18 protein-coding genes and 1 rRNA gene are annotated in these 22,478 nt (G+C 67.7%); 10 read left to right on the top strand and 9 right to left on the bottom strand.

The window, feature by feature from the left end; translation table 11 throughout:
• Positions 1-15: 15 nt before the first annotated feature.
• The 7 genes from M1203_RS36745 to eccCa all read right to left on the bottom strand — a co-directional run bounded on the left by M1203_RS36745 (position 16) and on the right by eccCa (position 9,315).
• Entirely contained in the window at positions 16-231 is a 216-nt protein-coding gene (locus M1203_RS36745; protein ID WP_249954206.1) for a hypothetical protein, read from the bottom strand.
• A gap of 126 nt (positions 232-357) precedes the next feature.
• Entirely contained in the window at positions 358-996 is a 639-nt protein-coding gene (locus tag M1203_RS36740; protein WP_249954205.1) for a hypothetical protein, read from the bottom strand.
• A 337-nt stretch (positions 997-1,333) separates the two neighbouring features.
• Positions 1,334-1,894, bottom strand: a complete 561-nt coding sequence (locus tag M1203_RS36735) for a hypothetical protein (protein WP_249954204.1) — start codon at positions 1,892-1,894, stop codon at positions 1,334-1,336.
• A gap of 107 nt (positions 1,895-2,001) precedes the next feature.
• Positions 2,002-4,266 (bottom strand): DUF6571 family protein, encoded by a 2,265-nt coding sequence (locus M1203_RS36730; RefSeq protein WP_249954203.1) that lies wholly within the window; start codon positions 4,264-4,266, stop codon positions 2,002-2,004.
• A 56-nt stretch (positions 4,267-4,322) separates the two neighbouring features.
• On the bottom strand, positions 4,323-4,817 hold the full coding sequence (locus tag M1203_RS36725) for a hypothetical protein (RefSeq protein WP_249954202.1): 495 nt from the start codon (positions 4,815-4,817) through the stop codon (positions 4,323-4,325).
• A 287-nt stretch (positions 4,818-5,104) separates the two neighbouring features.
• Entirely contained in the window at positions 5,105-5,338 is a 234-nt protein-coding gene (locus tag M1203_RS36720) for a hypothetical protein (protein ID WP_249954201.1), read from the bottom strand.
• A complete protein-coding gene (gene eccCa / locus M1203_RS36715; RefSeq protein WP_249954200.1) occupies positions 5,335-9,315 on the bottom strand; it encodes a type VII secretion protein EccCa in 3,981 nt (1,326 codons plus the stop codon). Before eccCa ends, M1203_RS36720 begins: the two co-directional genes overlap by 4 nt.
• Positions 9,316-9,716: 401 nt before the next feature.
• On the opposite strand from eccCa, the gene eccD reads away from it, so the two are divergent.
• The 6 genes from eccD to M1203_RS36685 all read left to right on the top strand — a co-directional run bounded on the left by eccD (position 9,717) and on the right by M1203_RS36685 (position 16,874).
• Positions 9,717-11,225, top strand: coding sequence for a type VII secretion integral membrane protein EccD (gene eccD / locus M1203_RS36710; RefSeq protein WP_249954227.1), 1,509 nt, complete (start codon positions 9,717-9,719; stop codon positions 11,223-11,225).
• Between the two features lie 154 nt (positions 11,226-11,379).
• A complete protein-coding gene (gene rpsO / locus M1203_RS36705; protein WP_030351649.1) occupies positions 11,380-11,670 on the top strand; it encodes a 30S ribosomal protein S15 in 291 nt (96 codons plus the stop codon).
• A 344-nt stretch (positions 11,671-12,014) separates the two neighbouring features.
• Positions 12,015-14,249, top strand: a complete 2,235-nt coding sequence (locus tag M1203_RS36700; RefSeq protein WP_249954199.1) for a polyribonucleotide nucleotidyltransferase — start codon at positions 12,015-12,017, stop codon at positions 14,247-14,249.
• A complete protein-coding gene (locus tag M1203_RS36695; protein ID WP_249954198.1) occupies positions 14,246-15,622 on the top strand; it encodes a pitrilysin family protein in 1,377 nt (458 codons plus the stop codon). The genes M1203_RS36700 and M1203_RS36695 overlap by 4 nt, the downstream gene beginning before the upstream one ends.
• Before the next feature lie 39 nt (positions 15,623-15,661).
• Positions 15,662-16,417 carry a 4-hydroxy-tetrahydrodipicolinate reductase gene (gene dapB, locus M1203_RS36690; protein WP_249954197.1) on the top strand — a complete coding sequence of 252 codons (756 nt, stop codon included), beginning with the start codon at positions 15,662-15,664 and terminating at the stop codon, positions 16,415-16,417.
• A 4-nt stretch (positions 16,418-16,421) separates the two neighbouring features.
• On the top strand, positions 16,422-16,874 hold the full coding sequence (locus M1203_RS36685; protein WP_249954196.1) for a hypothetical protein: 453 nt from the start codon (positions 16,422-16,424) through the stop codon (positions 16,872-16,874).
• Positions 16,875-16,970: 96 nt separating this feature from the next.
• Here M1203_RS36685 and M1203_RS36680 read toward each other — a convergent pair whose 3' ends face one another.
• Positions 16,971-17,516 (bottom strand): hypothetical protein, encoded by a 546-nt coding sequence (locus M1203_RS36680; RefSeq protein WP_249954195.1) that lies wholly within the window; start codon positions 17,514-17,516, stop codon positions 16,971-16,973.
• A gap of 94 nt (positions 17,517-17,610) precedes the next feature.
• Complete coding sequence (locus M1203_RS36675) at positions 17,611-17,850, bottom strand: hypothetical protein (RefSeq protein WP_249954194.1); 240 nt, start codon at positions 17,848-17,850, stop codon at positions 17,611-17,613.
• A gap of 214 nt (positions 17,851-18,064) precedes the next feature.
• Between M1203_RS36675 and thyX the strand changes: the two genes are divergently transcribed.
• From thyX to M1203_RS36655, 4 genes are all read left to right on the top strand, one after another.
• A complete protein-coding gene (gene thyX / locus M1203_RS36670) occupies positions 18,065-18,802 on the top strand; it encodes an FAD-dependent thymidylate synthase (RefSeq protein ID WP_249954193.1) in 738 nt (245 codons plus the stop codon).
• A gap of 199 nt (positions 18,803-19,001) precedes the next feature.
• Entirely contained in the window at positions 19,002-19,901 is a 900-nt protein-coding gene (gene dapA, locus M1203_RS36665) for a 4-hydroxy-tetrahydrodipicolinate synthase (protein WP_249954192.1), read from the top strand.
• Positions 19,902-20,062: 161 nt separating this feature from the next.
• The gene (locus M1203_RS36660; RefSeq protein ID WP_249954191.1) at positions 20,063-21,748 is read left to right on the top strand and encodes a ribonuclease J; all 1,686 of its coding nucleotides are present in this window, start codon (positions 20,063-20,065) and stop codon (positions 21,746-21,748) included.
• A gap of 639 nt (positions 21,749-22,387) precedes the next feature.
• Positions 22,388-22,478, top strand: a 16S ribosomal RNA gene (locus M1203_RS36655); the annotation flags it as partial.

Here is a 22,478-nt window from a genome sequence, read left to right as displayed (position 1 = left end):
GGTAACCCGCAGTCATCACAGGCCGGGGTGGGCACGCACGGGAGGTGCCCACCCCGGCCTGTATGTGTACAGCGGTCCCACGCTGAAGTTCACGCGCCGAGCTTGACCCGCCGGCGTTTCGCCGTCCTGCGCTTCCTGCGCGCGTACGGCGAACACGGACGTGAGGTCCTTGACGAGCCCGGCGTCGATGCCGGTCTCCCGGGAGGCGTCGAGACTCGCCCACAGCACCACCGTGCCGACTCTCGCCTGTGCGATCGCGCGTCTGTCCCCCTGGTAGCCGCTGACGCCCTGCTTGGCGTCGCGCCCCGCGCCGAGGCTGCCGAGGTCGACACCGGCTTCGCCGCCCTACTTCTGGCCCTACTTCTGCGCCTCCTGCGCGCGTTCCGAGAAGGTGGTGGCGAACTTCGTGATCAAGGTGTCAGCCATGTCGATCTTGGGAGCGGCTTCTCCCGTGACCAGCAGAATGACGGTACCGACGCGCACTTGAGCGATCATCCCCTTCGACCCTTCGTCCATGGCCGCGTTCAGTCCCTGCACGCCATCGCGGCGTTCGCCGATCGCACCGAGGTTCAGCTTCCTCCCCTCGGGCGCCCTCTCTTTCCACACCTCCCACACCGATTCATAGGCAGACTCAGCGGACGCCGTGTCCTTATACGCGTAGGCAAGGAACGACACAACGGGCTTCCCGTCGGCCAGAAAGGATGAGGAACCGGTGATTTGGACGTTGTCGCAGGAGCTTCCCTCCTCTCCGTAGCATCGCGTCGCGCCCTTTGACAGGGCTTCCTTAAGGGGATACGCCGCAGGAGCAACCGAAACTCGCCACCCGGGCATGGCCTTCGCGTCCGGCAGTATCGCCTGTGTCTCCTGCGCGTTGAGGGGCTTGCCGTCGCTCCCTCCCGCCTCCGATTCCGAGTTCCCGCCGCAGCCGGCGAGGAGGACCACGGCAACACAAGCGGTCGCGACGCGCCTGCCTCGACTTTCGGTCAGTTTTGACATAGGGGTGCCTTCTTTTTGATGCGAATGGAGTGGATCCAGGGGTTCGAGACGCGGGGGAAAGCCCGGTCGGCAATCAGCCGAGCCGCGCATGAGGACGGACGCCGCGGATGCCAAGGGCGCGCCGATTGCGCAGGTTGCTTTTCCCCGCGCCCAATGGCATGCGCTGGACTGGCAGTTCGCCAGAACGGCCGTCCGTACGCCGGGCCGTGTCCGGATCCGCGAGGCGCAGGAGAGCGGGCAGCTCATCTCTGACCCGAAAGTGGTCAGCTTGCCTCAGATGCGGTACGCCAGATCCGGGACTTCAAGGTGCGGCAGGGCCCGCAACTGGTCCTTTCCCTCAGAGATCGACTTCACATTCGCCCGCCGCAGGAGCGGCGGACGTGTACGACTCGATCATCTTCAGCACCGCGGAAGCGTCCACCGGGTCGCCGCCGACCCGTACTGTCGCGTAGAGGTCACCGTCGACGTCCTTGTCGATCGTGGACGAGTCCTCGCACCGCATCAGCCCGGCCCCGCCCTTGCCCGAGTAGCTGTACCGCTTGTCGGCAGTGACCTTGTCACTCGGATCCGCACCGATGGTCTTCGAGGCGATCTCCGCCACCGGGGTCCCGGCCTCGTACCACTCGACGGACGTCGACAGTGCGACCTTGTCGTCCACCGACACATAGCAGCGCTTGACGCCACTGGCCGTCTGTGAGCGCTCAGAGACTTTCTCCCCCTCAGGAAGCAGAGGATCCAGCACGTCCGCCGGCACGTCGACGCCGCAGAGCGCCTTGGGGGTCTCGTACCGCTGTGCCGGCTCCGAGCACGCGGAGACGAGCAGGACGAACGAGAGAGCCCCCATGCCCACGGTGAGCCGACGGTATGCGGCGTGCGGGCGGTTCTCACGGCTTTTCATACGTTCCCTTGTCTTCCCTTGGTCTGAGTGGCGGTCAGCCGTAGTAGTGCCCACTAGCCACTGCCCGGTCGATCTCCGCAGGCTTGCCGAGATCGACCGGACGGGACTTAGGTGGGAATCTCGGTCTCCAGGTCGTCCGCCATCCTGCGTGCGGCCGTGGAAGCGTCGTTGAAGCCGTCGGTGGTGCCGATGCGAGTCCATTCCTGAATCCGCTCGGCGTCAGGAGACTTGTGGGCCTTCGCGGCCTCTTCCCCGGCGACCCTGCTCATGTCGGTCTGGGCGTCCTTGCTGGCCTCCCAGCGCAGCCCCACGTCGTGGCCGACGTCCGAAAGATTATGGGGATCGGTGTCCTTGAAGAACTGTTCGAGAACGACCCCGGTCACCGTGCCCGCGGCGCCGCCCACAGCCGCGCCCACAACGGGACTGGCGATGAACGATGTACCGACACCGACACCGAGGCCGACAAGGCCGGAGATCGTGTTCTTCTTCTGATTCGTCGCGTGCTCGAAGTCGTCGTCGGCTGCCTTTGCCTCGCCGAGAACCGCTTCTTGACGGCCGATGGCGAGGGTTCCCTCGATCTCTCCCGACCTGCGGGCGATCTCCTTGATCGTTTCTTCTGTTGTGTGCGGATAGCGGCTGTCGGCGGGGAGATCGGGATTGAGGTGGTAGTCCATCAGGCCGGCCATGTACGCCTTCTGACCGACCTCGATGGCGGCGTAGCCCTCTGGGTTCTGGCCCACTGTCGCCAGGAAGCGCGTCACATCCGTGTGCTGCATGTCCGCCGCCGAGCCGACGATCGGGAAGAGCTTCGGCACGCTGTCGTTGTCCTCGCCACCGTCCGCGGTGGCACGGTTGATGTCCGGCAGATACTCGGAAGCTATCTGGCCCACGCTGTCCGACATGTAGCCATGGTCCTTGAGGCGGTTCGGATCCTCCGAGATCGAGGCGACCAGATTCTCCATGAGATCCGCCTGCTCCGCGTTGTGCGGCGGGGTGTCGGCCGTCGGCAGCTCGCCCGCCGGGTGGCCGGTCGTGGCGGCTTCCAGGGCCAGCGCCAGATTGTTGCGGCCTGAGATGCTGTTGTCGCGGTTTTCGTCCATCTCCGGCGGCCAGTCCCGCTCCTCGAAGAGATAGTCGAAGTTCGAGAGCGATTCCTTTGCACCCTTATTGGTTTTGAAGTCGTGGTCCTCCTCCTTCGACAGGAACGGGTCGTTGAAGAAGTCCGTCGCGGCGTCGGGGCTGTTCGACAGTGCCTTGAGAAAGCCGATCATGGGGTCCGAGCCGGAGTCCTCGCCGGTGCGGTTGAGAGTCGAACCCGTTAGCTGTGGGTTCCAGACCGCAGCCCCGTGGCGGCCGTTGCTCGTGGCCGCCTTCTCGGTCTCCATGAGCTCGGTGCCATAGCTCTTGAGGAACTGGTCGTCGAAGTTGCCCCACCGCATCAGGTTGCTCATGACCTGGAAACCCTGAGTGGTGCTGTTCTTGTTTATGGGCTGGCTTCCGAGATCCGTCATCTCCCACTTCCACCGATTCATTTCAGGCGTGTCCGCCTGAGTCGCGGTGGCGAGTGTGAGGCTGAGGTTCTTCTGCAGATCGTCGAGCTCTTCGCGCCGAGCCTGGTACACGTCCCTGTTCTTGTAGGGATCGGTGACGCCCGCCCAGAACTCCAGTGTCCCCTTGGGGCCCAGTTGCTCGGCGAAACGCTCGGAGAAGAGTTCGTCGCCCGAGTACTTCTTCAGGCCCGCGTTGAGCGCGTCGAACTCCTTGACCGTCAGGTCCTCCGGATTCTTCTTCGCGATACGGGCCAGGTTCTCCGCTTCCTTGATCGCCTTGGCGGCGGAATCGCGATCGGCGTACTTCTGACCCGAGAATCCGTAGTCGGTGAGATCGACGAGCGCCTTGAGCGACGTGGACGCCGTGCTGTCTATCTCCGTCGCTGTTCTGAGGATTCCCTCAAGCTCGTCCCGCAGGGCATCGACGTCCTTCTGGCCGTTCGCGGGTGCCGGGTCGGGATTCGGGGTGACGGTGAAGCCGCTGCCCGCCGGCTTGACGGACATGTGGTTGCCCCGACCGCGCTCGATGGCTTCCTTGAGCAGCCGCTGCTGGGTCTTCAACTCGCCCTGGGTGTCGCGGAGGATATTGCGGATGGACTCGGCCTGGGTGTGGGCGTCGCCGAACTCCCCGGCGGTCTTTCCGATGAATTCGCGGGAGACCGTGGCGTTGTACCCGGCCCAGTTGGCCTTGTTGGCCTTGCCGTGCAACCCGTCCTTCGCGTCTTTCTTCAGGTCGGCGAGCTTGCCGAGCATCTTCGTCCAGTCGTCGACCACGTTGTCGAGCAGCTTGAAGTTGGCAGAATGAAGGGCTTCGAAATCCATGTGTCTCTCCCCGTTGGTCCCTCTGGTCCTTCCAGTTCCTCTACGTCCGCCCAGCCCTACTCATCCTTCTTCTTGTTCTCGCCGTAGACCTCGTTCTTCTTGCCCGGCGGCGCCCACGACTCGTCGAAGCCGGCGTCGAGGGTGGCGATGCCGCTCACATGGCGCTCGATGAAAATCTCGTCGCCCTGATGCGCCTTGTCCGTGAAGTCCATATGGTTCGAGATCAGCGCGCAAGCGTCCATGAGAGAGCCGAGCTGACGGTCCCAGCGCAGCGATACATGACTCAGCGCACCGCCGAGCTCGAACCCCTGGCCTTTCAGATCGGTCGCGGCGGTGTCGGTGCTGGTCACCCGCGCTTCCTCCCACAGCCGGTTGTACAGCTTGAACGCCTCGTCACCGATCGCCGCCAAGTCCTTCTGCGTCACCTTGAGATCGCCGGTCGGACTGCCCGCGTTGGGCCGGTCTTCCTCCGGGATTCCGTTGAGCCGCATCTGCGTCGGCTGGTTGGCCGCCGCCGAGGCCTTGAGCTGTTCCCACTCGTCCCATGCCATCTGTACATCTCCCCGTGTTCACCGCTGAATCGCCGCATGCTCGGATCACGTCGTGCTCGGATCACGCCGTCACGGATCTCGCCGTGCCTGGACCAACCCGACGACCGATCAAGCCCTTAGGCCATCAAGCCATCCAGCCATCCAGCCATCAGGCCACTCAACCCGTCAACGCGCCCTCGTTCACCCGTGAGTACCCGCCGCACGGATGTCCGCACGAAAGCTCCACGCACGCCCCACGCACGCCCCACGCACACCCCACGTAGGCCCTACGCACGCCCCACGAGCACTCACGACGCCATCCCCGCCAGCCGGAACATCTCCACCGCCTGCCACCCGAGGATCAGCGCCACCCCGATCAGCGCCACCTTCCGCCCCCGGATCAGCCCGTCCGACGGCTCGTGCGCCTCCGGGTTCTCGAACCGTCTCGCCTGGAAGCGCCACCACGCCTTGCGCTGGTCCACGAACGCCAGGCCCAGGAACAGCACCGCGAAGAAGGCCGCGAAGACCCCCGCCCCGATCACCGCTCCTCCTGCGAGGGCATCAGCCCGGTCTGCACCAGCGGGTTCCCGCGGCGCCGTGAGACGAAGATTCCGCGGCCCACCGGCATCGGGCGCATCCTGACGTTGCCGAGCACGTCACCTTCCTGCGGGTCGCCGGAGAGCAGCACGCCCTGTGCGCCCAGCTCCGTCATCCGCTGCATGAACGGCTCGTACGAGGCCCTGCTCGCGCCCGCCGCGTTGCGGGCGATGATGAAGCGGACGCCCACGTCGCGCGCGAAGGGGAGCAGTTCCGTCAGCTTGGCCAGGGGGTTGCCGCTCGACGTGGAGACCAGGTCGTAGTCGTCGACGACCACGTACACGTCCGGGCCGCGCCACCAGCTGCGGTCCCGCAGCTGCTGCGCCGTGACATCCGCCGACGGTGTGCGGCGCCGCATCAGATCGACCAGCGCGTCCACATGGTGCTCCATGTTGTTGGACATGGGGACGTACTCCGCCAGGTGCGTGGCCGGGGTGACGTCCAGCAGGGCGCGCCGGTTGTCGATCACGAAGAGCTTGCACGAATCGCCGTCGTACCGCTCGGTCAGCTGCTTGATGAGCAGTCGCAGGATGTTGGACTTGCCGGCCTCGCTCTCGCCGAACACCAGGAAGAACGGGTCCTGCTCGAAGTTGACGAAGACCGGTTCCAGGTTGTTCTCGTCGATGGCGAAGGCGACCCCGCGCTCCGGGTGGGCGAAGCCCGCCGGAAGGTCCGCCATCGGCAGTTCGCGCGGCAGCAGCCGTACGGCAGGGGCGCCCGGTGCCGTCCAGTGCCGGGAGACCTCCTGGGTCATCGCGGCCGTGGCCTCGGACAGATCGCTGTCGGAGTTGATCCCGTCGATCCTCGGGACCGCCGCCATGAAGTGCAGCTTCTCCGGTGTCAGGCCACGCCCCGGCACGCCCGTGGGGACATTGACCGCGGACTTGCGGTCCAGCTCGGAGTCCATGGTGTCACCGAGCCGCAGCTCCAGGCGGTTCATCAGATGGTCCTTGAGATTCGCCCGGACCTCCATCGAGCGCGAGGCCGTGAGGATCACATGGATGCCGTAGCCCAGCCCGCGCGCCGCGATGTCCAGGACGGCCTGTTCCAGACCCTCGTAGTCCGAACGGAAATTGCCCCAGCCGTCGATGACCAGGAACACATCACCCCACGGCTGGTCCGTCGCCGAGATGTCGCCGCGCGCCCGCAGCCTGCGGTACGTGGCGATGGAGTCGATGCCCGCGCCGCGGAAGTACTCCTCACGCCGCGACAGGATCCCGTACACCTCGGCGACCGCACGCCGCACCCGCTCCGGGTCGAGGCGTGACGCGACACCGCCGACATGCGGCAGGCCCGCGATCGACGACATACCGCCACCGCCGAAGTCGAGTCCGTAGAACTGGACCTCCTGCGGCGTATGGGTCAGCGCGAACGCCGAGATGATCGTCCGCAGCAGTGTCGACTTGCCCGACTGGGGACCACCGACGATCTGCATATGCCCCGCGGCCCCGGAGAAGTCCCGGTAGAGCGTGTCGCGGCGCTGCTCGTACGGCTTGTCGACCACACCGAGCGGTACGACGAGACGGCCGGCGCCCTCGAACCCGGGCTGCGTCAGCCCGCGTCCCTCCACCCCCGCGAGTCCCGGAAGCAGCTCGTCCAGCGCCGGCGGGTTGTCCAGCGGGGGCAGCCACACCTGGTGGGCCTCCGCGCCCCGGCCCTCCAGCCGCCGCACGATCACATCGAGTACGGAGTCGGCCAGCGCGTCGTCCTCACCCGAACGCGGCTCGGGCACATCGGGCCGGGTGGTGCTCGGCTCGACGTACCGTACGGGCACCGGAGCCGCCGTGAACGCCACGGGCCTGCGGTCCACCGGGAGCGGTCCACCGGGGGCCGTCGCGCGCTGCTGGTTCGTGCGGTACACCCCGGAGACATAGGCGGCCTTGAACCGCACCATCTCGTCCGTACCGAACTTCAGATACCCGGAGCCGGGCACATTGGGCAGCTGGTAGGCGTCGGGCACACCGATCGCCGCGCGGGACTCGGCCGCGGAGAACGTCCGCAGACCGATCCGGTACGACAGATAGGTCTCCAGACCGCGCAGCCGCCCCTCCTCCAACCGCTGCGAGGCCAGCAGCAGATGGACGCCCAGCGACCGCCCGATGCGTCCGATCTGCACGAACATCTCGATGAAGTCCGGCATGGCGGTGAGGAGTTCGCTGAACTCGTCGATGACGAGCACGAGGGAGGGGATGGGCTGGAGCGGCGCGCCCGCGGCCCGTGCCTTCTCGTAGTCGTGGATGTTCGCGTAGTTGCCCGCGTCGCGCAGCATCTCCTGGCGGCGGTTGAGCTCACCGCGGATCGAGTCGCCCATCCGGTCGACCAGCGTCAGATCGTCCGCGAGGTTGGTGATCACCGCGGCGACATGCGGCATCTGCGACATCCCGGCGAAGGTCGCACCGCCCTTGAAGTCCGCGAGGACGAAGTTGAGGGTCTCGGAGGAGTGGGTGACGGCGAGGCCCAGTACGAGCGTACGCAGCAGCTCGGACTTGCCGGAGCCGGTCGCGCCCACGCACAGGCCGTGCGGACCCATGCCCTCCTGCGCGGCCTCCTTCAGGTCCAGCATCACGGGTGTGCCGTCCTCGCCGACACCGATCGGGACCCGCAGCCGCTCGGCCTGCGAGCGCGGCCGCCAGGTGCGGGTGACGTCGACGGACGCCGCGTCGCCCAGATTCAGCAGATCGGTGAAGTCGAGGTTGGCGAGCAGCGGTTCGTCGTCGTCCCCGCCCGAGGCCACCGTGAGCGGCGCCAGCTGGCGGGCGAGCGCCTCGGCCGCCTCGGCGCTCAGCTGGTCGGGCACGCCGTCGTACACCAGGCCGTGCCCCGACTCCAGTTGCAGCGAGTCGGGGTGTACGACCACGGACAGCCCCCCGCGCGCGCCGGTGACCTCGCCCGGGACGACCTCGATGACCGTCACACCCTGAAGGCCCTCCGCCGCGGCGAGCGCCGACATGGCGGGCACCGACTGGCCGTCGAGTACGACGACGATGTGCGGCTGGTCGAGCAGCGGCTGACCGCCGGGCTGGAAGCGCGGACGGCCCTCCAGACGGCTCGCGAGCAGCTCTTCCAGCTCCCGCGCGTCGGTGGTGATCAGACGCCTGCTGCCCGCGCCGTCCGTGCTGCCCGGGACCTGCACATGCGGAAGCCACTTCGCCCACTCCCACCGCGGGGCCGCCTCTCGCCCGGCGGCGATGGCGATGACCAGGTCGTCGGGGGAGTGGAGCGAGGCGAGCGAGCAGACCACGGCGCGGGCCGTGGAGCGTACGCACTCCGGCTCACCGCTGACCGTCAGATGGTAGAAGGCGCGCAGCGAGACGGCCATCGGCAGCCCGCCCAGCGTGCTGTGGGCGTTCAGGAACTGCTGCATCGCTCCTGCGGTGAGCGGCTCCAGATCGTCCACCGGCGCAGTCTCGGGCGCGATGAGCGGGGTCGCGAGCTGCTGGTTGCCCAGGCCGATGCGCACCTGCCCGAAGTCGACGTCGCCCACCCGCCGTTCCCACACCCGGCTGCCCTCGGCGACCAGCGCCCACAGCTGCTCGGGCGACGGGTGGAGGTAGTACTGCGCGTCACGCTGGAGGCGCGCGGTGCGCAGTACCGCGCGCCGGGTCTGTGTCAGGTACTTGAGGTAATCGCGCCGCATGTCGGCGAGCTGACCCTGGGTGCCGCGCCGGTAACGGACCAGCATCGCGATGGCCATGGCGACCGTCGACGCGATCATCACCATGCCCATGATCCGCATGATCGGGTTCGGGGTCATGAAGAAGAAGACGACCGAACCGCCCATGCCCAGCATCGGCAGCAGCTGCATCAGCGCGCCCTCCTGCTGTCCTCGCGGCAGCTCGGGCGGAGGTTGCACTTGCACCTGCTCGCCGGGTACTTCGGCAGGCAGGACCCGTGGTGGGCGCTTGACGACGATCTGGCTCACAGCTCACCAATTCCCTTGCCGGACGGAATGTTTCCTATCGGCGCCCCCGTGGCGACGGGTTCCATCCGCGGTCAGGGATCCTACTTGCGTGGCGGAAGGAGGCTTGGCGGTAGGGTGGCGCGACGCGTTTGCGCATCCGTGAACTACTGCAAAAAACAGGGTGATTCGGGTCGTACCGCGAGGCCCGGCATCAGCACGCGGCCCACGTTCCACACGATCCACTCACAGGATCCACCCACAGGATCCGCGCATCGGATTCGCGCACCGGATCCACGCGTGCGGAGCATGTACACGATCCAGGTACACGATCCGTCACAGGTACCCAGCGGGAACACGATCCATCAGAACCACATCAGAACCAGAAGATTCATCAGAACCACAAGGGGGAGCAGCAGGTGAGTATGACGGCCCAGACGGCCCAAGCGGCGGCCGCCGGAACCGGTCACCCCGGTCCCGCGGCCCCGGCCGGCGGCGGGACCGGCTTCTGCCGGATCACGGTCGTCGCGCCGGACGGACGCGTCGATGTGGCACTGCCCGAGGACATCCCCGTCGCCGATCTCTACCCGGAGATCCTCAGGCTGTCGGGACAGAGCCCCGCGGAGGGCGCGCCGGTCGGATACCACCTGGTACGCCGGGACGGCACCGTACTCGACAGCGCGCGCTCCCTGGCGGCCCAGCGCATCCTCGACGGCGAACTGCTCTCGATGCGGCCCTTCGCCGAGTCCCTGCCGCCGGCGGTCTTCGACGATGTCTCCGACGCCGTCGCCACCGCCGTGGCCCGTGACAGCACGCTCTGGACCGACGGTCTGATGCGCGGCGCCGGGCTCTTCGGCGGCTCGGTCCTGCTGGTCCTGCTCTCCTTCGTGCTGTGGACCGCCGACCCCCGGCACGACATGCACGGACTGCCCGGCATCCTCGCCGCCGTCACGGCCGTCCTGCTGCTCGCGCTCGCCGGCGTACGGGCCCGGGTCTACGACGACCGGGGCTCGTCCATCGCGCTGGGCATCGGATCACTGGCGAACGCGGGTGTCGCCGGTTCCGGGCTGCTGTCCCTCGCACAGGGCCAGGGCACCGGCAGGCTGCAGTTCCTGCTCGCCTGCGCGGCCGTGCTCGTCGCCGCGGTGATCCTGATGATCGTCACCCCGAGCGGGGACGGTGCCTTCGTCGCGTTCGTGTTCGCCGCCGCCGTCGGCCTGCTGGTGACCTTCGCCGCGATCATGACCGACATGACACCGGTCGAGACCGCCGCGGTCTGCGCACCGCTCGCCGTGGGTGCCCTGGCGTTCCTGCCCGGCCTCTCCACCCGCTTCGCCCGGCTCCCCATCGGCTTCGAGCCGCCCCGTTCGTCCGTCGGCGACTACGGCGCCGACCCCGTACCCCAGGGCCCGGTCGACGCCGAACGCATCGCGGCCCAGGCCCGCCGGGGTCATGAACTGCTGGTAGGACTGGTCGGCGGCTGCGCGCTGGTGGCCGTGGGCGCCACCGCGGTGCTCGGCTTCTCCGACAACGTGTGGGGACAGCTGCTCGCGCTCGCCACCGGCATCGCCATGCTGATGCGCGCGCATCTCTTCCGTTACACCGCCCAGGTCGGCTGCGCCCTGGCCGCGGGCCTCGGCGCCCTGGCGCTGCTGGTGCTCGGGCTCTGCCTCAACCCGCCGTCGAATCTGATGTACGAGGCCCTGCGCGGTGACGGCACGGCGCTCGACATCCGTACGGTCTGGCTCACCACCGCGGTCGCGGCCGTCGCCGCCCTGATCACCGCCATCGGCCTGATCGTGCCGAGCAAGGGGGTGACCCCCTTCTGGGGCCGCTTCCTGGAGATCGCGGAGGCCTTCGTCCTGCTGACGCTCGTACCGCTCTGTCTGGCGGTCTTCGACGTCTACCACGCCATCCGGGCGCTGACCTCCTGAACGGGCTGGTACGCTACGTAGCGGCCGTTCGTGTACGCGTTCCGGGACCATCCGGAACAGCGCCCAACGGATCCCCGCCTCCCGAGTAACGGAAGCTCCCCAGAGAATTCGACCTGGGGCACTCGGTGGCCATGAAGACCCACGAGGAGTACGCGTGTCGCTCGACGCCGCTACGAAGAAGCAGATCATGACCGAGTTCGGCACCAAGGAAGGTGACACCGGCTCCCCCGAGGTCCAGGTCGCCATGCTGTCGCGCCGGATCTCGGACCTCACCGAGCACCTCAAGACCCACAAGCACGACCACCACTCCCGTCGTGGTCTGCTCATCCTGGTCGGTCAGCGCCGCCGGCTGCTGCAGTACCTGGCCAAGAAGGACATCCAGCGCTTCCGTACGCTGGTCGACCGCCTGGGCATCCGCCGCGGTGCGGCCGGCGGTGCCAAGTAAGACACCGTGAAGGGAGCGGTTCCCACTTCCAGGGGGCCGCTCCTTTCGCGTATGTGCGTACGTACGGGAGGGGTGACCGCCCCCGTACCGGGCCCACGAGCGCCCCGCCCGGGACAACCGGAATGTCATCCTGCGGCGAAGCTCAGTAATCTGGTCGCACGAGCACAACTGAAGAGGAGGAGCGAACTCCGCCGCCGCCGGTCCTCGGTAGTGGCTCCCGGACGGAGCGCGGCCCATGCCGCGGCCCCGGGTGCTTCGATCGAAGACCGGCCCGCACCGAGGAGCGCTTCTCCGCCACGTCCCCTGCCACACGGGCACCGGACGAACATGAGGAGAAAGCACTAGTGGAGAACGAGACCCACTACGCCGAGGCCGTTATCGACAACGGAACCTTCGGCACCCGCACCATCCGCTTCGAGACGGGACGGCTCGCCAAGCAGGCCGCCGGTTCCGCCGTGGCCTACCTGGACGACGACACCATGGTGCTGTCGGCCACCACCGCCTCCAAGAAGCCCAAGGACCAGCTCGACTTCTTCCCCCTGACGGTGGACGTCGAGGAGCGGATGTACGCGGCCGGCAAGATCCCCGGCTCCTTCTTCCGCCGGGAGGGCCGGCCGTCCGAGGACGCGATCCTCACCTGCCGCCTGATCGACCGCCCGCTGCGCCCGTCCTTCAAGAAGGGCCTGCGCAACGAGATCCAGATCGTCGAGACGATCATGGCGCTCAACCCCGACCACCTGTACGACGTGGTCGCCATCAACGCCGCCTCCTGCTCCACGCAGCTGGCCGGCCTGCCCTTCTCCGGCCCGGTCGGCGGCACGCGTGTCGCCCTGATCAAGGGCCAGTGGGTCGCCTTCCCGACCCACACCGAGCTGGAGGACGCCGTCTTCGACATGGTCGTCGCCGGCCGTGTCCTGGACGACGGCGATGTTGCGATCATGATGGTCGAGGCGGAGGCCACCGAGAAGACCATCCAGCTCGTCAAGGACGGCGCCGAGGCTCCCACCGAGGAGATCGTCGCCGCTGGTCTGGAAGCCGCGAAGCCCTTCATCAAGGCGCTGTGCAAGGCCCAGTCCGACCTCGCCGCCAAGGCCGCCAAGCCCACCGGCGAGTTCCAGGTCTTCCTCGACTACCAGGACGACGTCCTGGAGGCCCTGACCGCCGCCGTCAAGAGCGAGCTGTCCCAGGCGCTCACCATCCCCGGCAAGCAGGACCGCGAGGCCGAGCTCGACCGCGTCAAGGAGCTCGCCGCCGAGAAGCTGCTCCCGCAGTTCGAAGGCCGCGAGAAGGAGATCTCCGGCGCCTACCGCGCGCTGACCAAGTCCCTGGTGCGCGAGCGCGTCATCAAGGACAAGGTCCGTATCGACGGCCGCGGCGTCACGGACATCCGTACGCTCGCCGCCGAGGTCGAGGCCATCCCGCGCGTACACGGCTCGGCGCTGTTCGAGCGTGGCGAGACCCAGATCCTGGGCGTCACCACCCTCAACATGCTCCGCATGGAGCAGCAGCTGGACACCCTCTCGCCGGTGACCCGCAAGCGCTACATGCACAACTACAACTTCCCGCCCTACTCTGTCGGTGAGACCGGCCGCGTCGGCTCCCCGAAGCGCCGCGAGATCGGCCATGGCGCGCTCGCCGAGCGCGCGATCGTGCCGGTGCTGCCGACGCGCGAGGAGTTCCCGTACGCGATCCGCCAGGTCTCCGAGGCGCTGGGCTCCAACGGCTCGACGTCCATGGGCTCGGTCTGCGCCTCCACCATGTCGCTGCTGAACGCCGGTGTGCCGCTCAAGGCCCCCGTCGCCGGTATCGCCATGGGTCTGATCTCGCAGGAGATCGACGGCAAGACGCACTACGTCGCCCTCACCGACATCCTCGGTGCGGAGGACGCCTACGGCGACATGGACTTCAAGGTCGCCGGTACGAAGACCTTCGTCACCGCGCTCCAGCTCGACACCAAGCTCGACGGCATCCCCGCCTCGGTCCTGGCCGCCGCGCTGAAGCAGGCCCGCGACGCCCGCCTCCACATCCTCGATGTGATGAACGAGGCCATCGACGTCCCGGACGAGATGTCCCCGAACGCCCCGCGGATCATCACCGTCAAGATCCCGGTGGACAAGATCGGTGAGGTCATCGGCCCCAAGGGCAAGATGATCAACCAGATCCAGGAGGACACCGGCGCCGACATCACGATCGAGGACGACGGCACGATCTACATCGGTGCCGCCGACGGACCGGCCGCCGAGGCCGCCCGCGCCACGATCAACGGCATCGCCAACCCGACCATGCCGGAGGTCGGCGAGCGCTACCTGGGCACGGTCGTCAAGACCACCACCTTCGGTGCGTTCGTGTCGCTGCTCCCGGGCAAGGACGGTCTGCTGCACATCTCGCAGATCCGCAAGCTCGCCGGCGGCAAGCGCGTGGAGAACGTCGAGGACGTCCTCGGCGTGGGCCAGAAGGTCCAGGTCGAGATCGCCGAGATCGACCAGCGCGGCAAGCTCTCCCTGATCCCCGTCATCGAGGGTGAAGAGGCCGGAGAAGCCGGAGAGTCCGAAGAGGCGAAGGACGAAGCCGCGAAGTGACAGCCAGCACCAGGGCGACGGCCCGCACCTCCTCGGAGGCGCGGGCCGTCGCCCGTACCCAAACCCTGCTCAAGGGCGAGAACGGCATCGGTACGGTCCGGCGTACGACCCTCCCCGGCGGCCTGCGCGTCGTCACCGAAACCCTCCCGTCGGTACGCTCCGCGACCTTCGGGATCTGGGTGCAGGTCGGTTCCCGCGACGAGACCCCGGCGCTCAACGGCGCCACGCACTATCTGGAGCACCTCCTCTTCAAGGGCACGCGCCGGCGCAGCGCCCTCGACATCTCCTCCGCCATCGACGCGGTCGGCGGCGAGATGAACGCCTTCACGGCGAAGGAGTACACCTGCTACTACGCGCGGGTCCTCGACACCGATCTGCCGCTGGCCATCGATGTCGTCTGCGACATGCTCACCGGCTCGCTCATCGAGGCCACCGACGTCGACGCCGAGCGCGGGGTGATCCTCGAAGAGATCGCCATGACCGAGGACGACCCGGGCGACTGCGTGCACGACCTGTTCGCGAAGACCATGTTCGGCGACTCCCCCCTCGGCCGGCCGGTGCTCGGTACCGTCGACACCATCAATGACCTCGACCGCGACCGGATCGCCCGCTTCTACAAGAAGCACTACGACCCGACGCGTCTCATCGTCGCCGCCGCGGGCAACATCGACCACGCCACGGTGGTACGGCAGGTCCGCAAGGCGTTCGAGAAGGCCGGCGCCCTGTCCCGTACGGACGCCGCGCCCCTGGCGCCCCGCGACGGCAGCCGCGCCGTGCGCACCGCGGGCCGGGTCGACCTGCTGAACCGCAAGACCGAGCAGGCCCATGTCGTGCTCGGCATGCCGGGCCTGGCGCGCACCGACGAGCGCCGCTGGGCGCTGGGCGTCCTGAACACCGCCCTCGGCGGCGGCATGAGCTCACGGCTCTTCCAGGAGGTACGGGAGAAGCGCGGGCTCGCCTACAGCGTCTACTCGTACACCTCGGGCTTCGCCGACTGCGGTCTCTTCGGGGTCTACGCGGGCTGCCGGCCCAGCCAGGTCCACGACGTCCTGAAGATCTGCCGCGACGAGCTCGACCGGGCCGCCGAGGAAGGGCTCAGCGACGAGGAGATCGGCCGCGCCATCGGCCAGCTCTCCGGCTCCACCGTCCTCGGTCTTGAGGACACCGGCGCGCTGATGAACCGGATCGGCAAGAGCGAGCTGTGCTGGGGCGCCCAGATGTCCGTGGACGACATGCTGGGGCGGATATCCGCCGTCACCCCCGACGACGTACGCGCGGTCGCCCGCGACGTACTGGGACACCGTCCCTCGCTGTCCGTCATCGGACCCCTCAAGGACAAGCAGGCGGACCGCCTCGACGACGTGGTCTCCTGACCGACCGGGCCGCACCCCGACGCTGAAGGAAGCAGAGCAATGAGCAGCAAGCTGCGCGTGGCCGTTCTCGGAGCCAGGGGCCGTATCGGCGCCGAGGCGGTACGGGCCGTCGAGGCCGCCGACGACCTGGAACTGGTCGGGGCCCTCGGCCGGGGCGACAAGCTGGAGACCCTGGTGGAGAGCGGCGCCCAGGTCGCCGTGGAACTCACCACCCCGGCGTCGGTGATGGGCAACCTCGACTTCTGTGTACGGCATGGAATCCACGCGGTCGTCGGCACCACGGGCTGGACCGACGAGCGGCTCGCGCAGCTGAACACCTCGCTGGCCGCCTCCCCGGAGACGGGCGTGCTGATCGCGCCGAACTTCTCCATCGGCGCGGTCCTCACCATGAAGTTCTCCGAGACGGCGGCCCGCTATTTCGAGTCGGTCGAGATCGTCGAGCTGCACCACCCGAACAAGGTCGACGCGCCCTCCGGCACCGCCGTCCGTACGGCCCAGCTGATCGCCGCGGCCCGCGCGGCGGCGGGCAGCGCCCCCCAGCCCGACGCCACGGTCACGGCGCTGGACGGCGCGCGCGGCGCCGATGTCGACGGGGTGCCGGTGCACTCCGTACGGCTCCGCGGCCTCCTCGCCCACCAGGAGGTCATCCTCGGCGGCGAGGGCGAGACCCTCACCGTCCGGCACGACTCCCTGCACCACAGCAGCTTCATGCCGGGCATCCTGCTCGGTGTGCGGCGCGTGGTCTCCGCCCCCGGCCTCACCTTCGGCCTCGAACACTTCCTCGACCTGAGCTGACCCCATGCGTGCGAAGATCACCTACTGCGTCACGGCCGCCGTTCTGGTCGTCTACTTCGTCCTTGTCGGCAGCCGGGGCGTGCTGCTGATCGAGCAGGGCACGGCGCTCACCATCACCTTCGGTATCGCCGTGCTGGTCCTGCCGCTCATCGGTATCTGGTTCCTCTGGAAGAACACCCAGTTCGTCGCCCGGGCCAACCGGCTCGCGGCGGAGCTCGACGCCGAGGGCGGCCTGCCGGTCGACACCCTGGTCCGTACGGCCGGGGGCCGGATCGACCGCGACTCCGCGGACGCCGTCTTCGCCGAGCGCCGCGCCGAGACCGAGGACTCGCCCGACGACTGGCGCTGCTGGTTCCGGCTCGCGATCGCCTACCACGACGCCCGGGACACCCCCCGCGCCCGCAAAGCCATGCAGCGGGCCATCGCGCTCCGTGACGGCAAACCCGTACGGGCCTGACGTTTCGAGGAGCGGGCACAGCGGAGCGGGGCCCGGCCTGCCATGGCCGGACCCCGCTCGAACCGCTCTACCGCCCTTACGGCCGGTACGACGGCGTCAGACGCCGCGGTACTCGTCGCCCCAGGCCTCCACGGTGTCGGCGGCCCGGTCGAACGCCTCACCACGCGACAGGAAGTCCGCGTTGTGGTCGGTGAGCAGCTGAATCGGCTCACCCTGCCGGCGGGCGACGACGAGCGCCTGCCCCTGGACGGTGCGCGGCAGCCCGAGCCAGCGCACCGGCTGCTGGACGGTGCGTACGGCCGTGATCTGGTTCCAGGGCACGGTCTTCGTCAGCAGCAGCCCCACCCGGCGTACACCGTGCCGGCTGACCCACGCGCCCATGCGCAGCAGGCGCAGAGCGACGGCGATCCCCACCGCGGCGACCACCAAACAGACTGTCGCACCCGACAGAGCGCCCGCGAACGCGATGATCATCGCCGCGAGCAGAACGAACGAGGCGAGCAGCAGAAGCAGCGCCGCCGCCACCACGCGCCAGGGGCCTGGGCGGTACGGACGCCGCCAATGATCATGATCGTCGAAGGGCAGGGCGACGTCATCGGTCGCGTCAAAAGCCCGGTCGGCCGTCAAGAAGGGCAGGGGCACGACTGATCCTCACTCACAAGCACGCTCGATTGCTATGCCCGGTGAGGCTACCGATCACCGACCCGACCGGACCACCCCAGGGGGTCCGGACGAGTCAGCGGCCCTGTGCGGCCTCGGACTGCTGCGTATGCCCGGACGACTGATTCGTCTCCAGGGACGGCAGCCCGAAGAGCAGCGCGCCGGTGAATCCGGCGGCGACGGTCAGCCCGATCAGGGCCCGGCTGACGAGCTCGGATGTACTGACCCGCTGTTTGGGCGGGGGTGTGACGTTACTGCGGAAGCTGTCGGCCTCGGCGACGAATGCGAACGGGACGGCCTCTCGCCGGCGGAACATGGAGGGACTCTCCTTGTGATCTTGTGATGGAACGACGCTGGTGTGTCGGCTGATGCCCAGCCGCTACTGAGTGAGACGAACAATCGCGCCATTCGGTGCCCGAATTCCCCGAATTGACCAACGAACATCGTGGAAGGTCGGCCCGTCCATCGCTGTCAGTGGCGAGCCGTAGAGTGGGCGCCGCCCGTGCGATGCGAATGGAAGGACCCCGCCGGTGAGCGACACCCCCACCGAGACCAAACCGAGCTTCCGCAGCGATGTCACCGTCGAGCTGGTCAAGCACGCCGCCGGAGACTCCGATGTGCTGTGGGCCGCGCGCGTCTCCACCGCCGGCGAGCAGTCCCTGGAAGAGCTCTCGAAGGACCCCGAGCGGTCGAAGGGGCTCATCAATTTCCTGATGCGGGACCGCCACGGCAGCCCCTTCGAGCACAACTCGATGACCTTCTTCATCAGCGCCCCGATCTTCGTCTTCCGCGAGTTCATGCGGCACCGCGTGGGCTGGTCGTACAACGAGGAGTCCGGCCGCTACCGCGAGCTCCAGCCGGTCTTCTACGTGCCCGACGCGTCGCGCAAGCTCGTCCAGGAGGGCCGTCCGGGGAAGTACGTGTTCGTCGACGGCACCCGCGAGCAGCGGGAGCTGACCAGCGGCGTCATGGAGGACTCCTACGTACGGGCGTACGAGGCGTACCAGGAGATGCTGGCCGCGGGGGTGGCCCGCGAGGTGGCCCGTGCCGTGCTGCCCGTCGGGCTCTTCTCCTCGATGTACGCCACCTGCAACGCACGCTCGCTGATGCACTTCCTCGGCCTGCGCACCCAGCACGAGCAGGCGAAGACCCCGTCCTTCCCCCAGCGGGAGATCGAGATGGTCGGAGAGCGGATGGAGCAGCACTGGGCGAAGCTCATGCCGCTGACCCACGCGGCCTTCAACGCGAACGGCCGGGTGGCGCCTTAGCAGAGCCTCCGGGCGTGTCCGGAGCACAGATGTACGGTCGGCCGAGTGAAGTGTCCGGATTGCGGCGTTTCGAGAACTTCATCTAGGCTGATCAAACGGACCCGGCACTGCTTGAACCCCCGAGCAGGCAGTGCCGGGCTCCTCCTGTCCCGTCCCCCAAAGGGACACGGTGAGCTGAGCAGCGAGTAGCGTGTTACCCATGGCTCCGATCTCCACTCCGCAGACCCCCTTCGGGCGGGTCCTCACCGCGATGGTCACGCCCTTCACGGCGGACGGCGCACTCGACCTCGACGGTGCCCAGCGACTCGCCCTCCACCTCGTGGACGCGGGCAACGACGGGCTGGTCCTGAACGGCACCACCGGTGAGTCGCCGACCACCAGTGACGCGGAGAAAGAGCAGCTGGTACGAGCCGTCCTGGAGGCCGTCGGAGACCGGGCCCACATCGTCGCCGGCGTCGGCACCAACGACACCCGGCACAGCCTGGAGCTGGCCCGCACGGCCGAACGCGCCGGAGCGCACGGACTGCTCGCGGTGACCCCGTACTACAACAAGCCGCCGCAGGAGGGCCTTCTCCGGCACTTCTCCGCCATCGCGGACGCGACAGAGCTGCCGGTCATGCTCTACGACATCCCGGGCCGCAGCGGGGTCCCCATCGACACCGAGACCATCGTCCGGCTCGCCCAGCACCCGCGCATCGTCGCCAACAAGGACGCCAAGGGCGACCTCGGCCGCGCCAGCTGGGCCATCGCCCAGTCCGGCCTCGCCTGGTACTCCGGCGACGACATGCTCAACCTCCCGCTGCTCTCGGTCGGCGCGGTCGGTTTCGTCTCCGTGGTCGGCCATGTGGTCACCCCGGAGCTGCGCGAACTCCTCGACGCCCATCTCACCGGTGACGTCCAGAAGGCCACCGAGATCCACCAGAAGCTGCTCCCGGTCTTCACCGGCATGTTCCGAACCCAGGGCGTCATCACCACCAAGGCCGCGCTCACCCTGCAGAAGCTGCCGGCCGGCCCGCTGCGTCTCCCGCTCGTCGAGCTGTCGGACCATGAAACCGCTCAGCTCAAGATCGATCTGGCCGCCGGCGGGGTACAGCTCTAATCACAGACTTCACAACTGAATACGCGAAGACATGATCCATCGACACAAACCGACCTGTCGGTCCACACCGACAGCGGTCCACACAGACAACAGCAAGTGCACGAATGTCATGCGCGCCACGTGCCCCCGCGGCACGTGGCGCGTGTGGTGAGGAGAGTCTTTTGAGTCATCCGCATCCTGAACTCGGCGCGCCGCCGAAGCTGCCCAAGAACGGCCTGCGTGTCACCCCGCTCGGAGGTCTGGGCGAGATCGGCCGCAACATGACGGTCTTCGAGTACAACGGCCGTCTGCTCATCGTCGACTGCGGCGTCCTCTTCCCCGAGGAGGAGCAGCCCGGTATCGACCTGATCCTGCCGGACTTCACCACCATCCGGGACCGCCTCGACGACATCGACGGGGTCGTGCTCACGCACGGCCACGAAGACCACATCGGCGGTGTCCCGTTCCTGCTCCGGCTGAAGCCGGACATCCCGCTGATCGGCTCCAAGCTGACCCTCGCGCTGATCGAGGCGAAGCTCCAGGAGCATCGCATCCGCCCGTACACCCTTGAGGTCACCGAGGGCCACCGCGAGCGCATCGGCCCGTTCGACTGCGAGTTCGTCGCGGTGAACCACTCCATCCCGGACGCCCTGGCCGTCGCCATCCGCACACCCGCGGGTATGGCGGTGCACACCGGCGACTTCAAGATGGACCAGCTCCCGCTGGACCGCCGACTCACCGACCTGCCCACCTTCGCCAAGCTCGGCGAGGAGGGTATCGATCTGCTGCTCTCGGACTCCACCAACGCGGAGGTCCCGGGCTTCGTCCCGCCCGAGCGCGACATCTCGAACGTCCTGCGACAGGTCTTCGGGAGCGCGCAGAAGCGGATCATCGTGGCGAGCTTCGCCAGCCACGTCCACCGCATCCAGCAGATCCTCGACGCCGCCGACGAGTACGGGCGCAGGGTCGCCTTCGTCGGCCGCTCGATGGTCCGCAACATGGGCATCGCCCGTGACCTGGGCTATCTCAGGGTCCCGGCCGGTCTGGTCGTCGACGTCAAGACACTCGACGACCTTCCCGACCACGAGGTCGTCCTGGTCTGCACGGGCTCTCAGGGCGAGCCGATGGCCGCGCTCTCGCGCATGGCCAACCGCGATCACCAGATCCGGATCGTCCAGGGCGACACGGTCATCCTGGCGTCGTCCCTCATCCCGGGCAACGAGAACGCGGTCTATCGCGTGATCAACGGCCTGACCCGATGGGGCGCGAACGTCGTCCACAAGGGCAACGCCAAGGTCCATGTCTCGGGCCATGCCTCGGCCGGCGAGCTCCTGTACTTCTACAACATCTGCAAGCCCAAGAACCTGATGCCGGTCCACGGCGAATGGCGCCATCTGCGCGCCAACGCCGAACTGGGCGCGCTGACCGGGGTCCCCAAGGACCACATCGTCATCGCGGAGGACGGCGTGGTGGTCGACCTGGTCGACGGTAGGGCCAGAATCGTGGGCAAGGTCCAGGCCGGCTACGTGTATGTGGACGGTCTGTCGGTCGGCGATGTCACCGAGACCTCCCTCAAGGACCGCCGCATCCTCGGCGACGAGGGCATCATCTCGGTCTTCGTGGTGGTCGACTCCACCACGGGCAAGGTCGTCGGCGGTCCGCACTTCCAGGCCCGCGGCTCGGGTATCGAGGACACCGCGTTCGCCGCCGTACTGCCCAAGGTCGAAGAGGCCATCGGCAAGGCGGCCTCGGACGGTGTCGCCGAACCGCACCAACTCCAGCAGCTCGTGCGCCGCACGGTGGGCAAGTGGGTCTCGGACACGTACCGCAGGCGCCCGATGATCCTGCCCGTGGTGGTCGAGGTCTGACGCCTCAGGCGTATCTGACGCATCGTCCGATGTGTCACCTGGAGCGGGGGGCCCCGATTTGCTTCGAGGCCCCCCGCTCCAGTACGTTTACGGCTCCACCTCGACGGGAACCCGGGTTAATCATATGCCTGGAGCCTTCCGAAGCGGGTGGGAATCCGACTCGAATCACTCTGATAAAGTCGGAATCGCTGGAAAGGGAAACGCGAAAGCGAGGAACTGGAAGGCGGCCCCGCTCCGACGGGGAATCGGACACGAAAGAGTCTGATAGAGTCGGAAACGCAAGACCGGAGGGAAAAGCCCGGAGGAAAGCCCGAGAGGGTGAGTACAAAGGAAGCGTCCGTTCCTTGAGAACTCAACAGCGTGCCAAAAGTCAACGCNTCTGATAGAGTCGGAAACGCAAGACCGAAGGGAAAAGCCCGGAGGAAAGCCCGAGAGGGTGAGTACAAAGGAAGCGTCCGTTCCTTGAGAACTCAACAGCGTGCCAAAAGTCAACGCCAGATATGTTGATACCCCGACCTGCCGGATGACCGGTGGGTTGAGGTTCCTTTGTAGTAAACACAGCGAGGACGCTGTGAACGGTCGGGATTATTCCTCCCGACTGTTCCGCTCTCGTGGTGTCCGCCGGATTACGGGTAAACATTCACGGAGAGTTTGATCCTGGCTCAGGACGAACGCTGGCGGCGTGCTTAACACATGCAAGTCGAACGATGAAGCCTTTCGGGGTGGATTA

This window comes from Streptomyces sp. 35G-GA-8 (assembly GCF_023534745.1).
Lineage (GTDB): Bacteria > Actinomycetota > Actinomycetes > Streptomycetales > Streptomycetaceae > Streptomyces.
Note: the sequence above shows the minus strand (reverse complement) of the source record. Positions and strands in the feature narration are given on the sequence as shown.

Coding starts and splice junctions, on each gene's coding strand:
- M1203_RS36725 (WP_249954202.1), bottom strand. CDS start 4,817: ATGGCATGGGACGAGTGGGAACAGCTCAAGGCCTCGGCGGCGGCCAAC.
- M1203_RS36685 (WP_249954196.1), top strand. CDS start 16,422: ATGCGTGCGAAGATCACCTACTGCGTCACGGCCGCCGTTCTGGTCGTC.
- M1203_RS36735 (WP_249954204.1), bottom strand. CDS start 1,894: ATGAAAAGCCGTGAGAACCGCCCGCACGCCGCATACCGTCGGCTCACC.
- M1203_RS36675 (WP_249954194.1), bottom strand. CDS start 17,850: ATGTTCCGCCGGCGAGAGGCCGTCCCGTTCGCATTCGTCGCCGAGGCC.
- M1203_RS36740 (WP_249954205.1), bottom strand. CDS start 996: ATGTCAAAACTGACCGAAAGTCGAGGCAGGCGCGTCGCGACCGCTTGT.
- eccD (WP_249954227.1), top strand. CDS start 9,717: ATGACGGCCCAGACGGCCCAAGCGGCGGCCGCCGGAACCGGTCACCCC.
- dapA (WP_249954192.1), top strand. CDS start 19,002: ATGGCTCCGATCTCCACTCCGCAGACCCCCTTCGGGCGGGTCCTCACC.
- dapB (WP_249954197.1), top strand. CDS start 15,662: ATGAGCAGCAAGCTGCGCGTGGCCGTTCTCGGAGCCAGGGGCCGTATC.
- M1203_RS36730 (WP_249954203.1), bottom strand. CDS start 4,266: ATGGATTTCGAAGCCCTTCATTCTGCCAACTTCAAGCTGCTCGACAAC.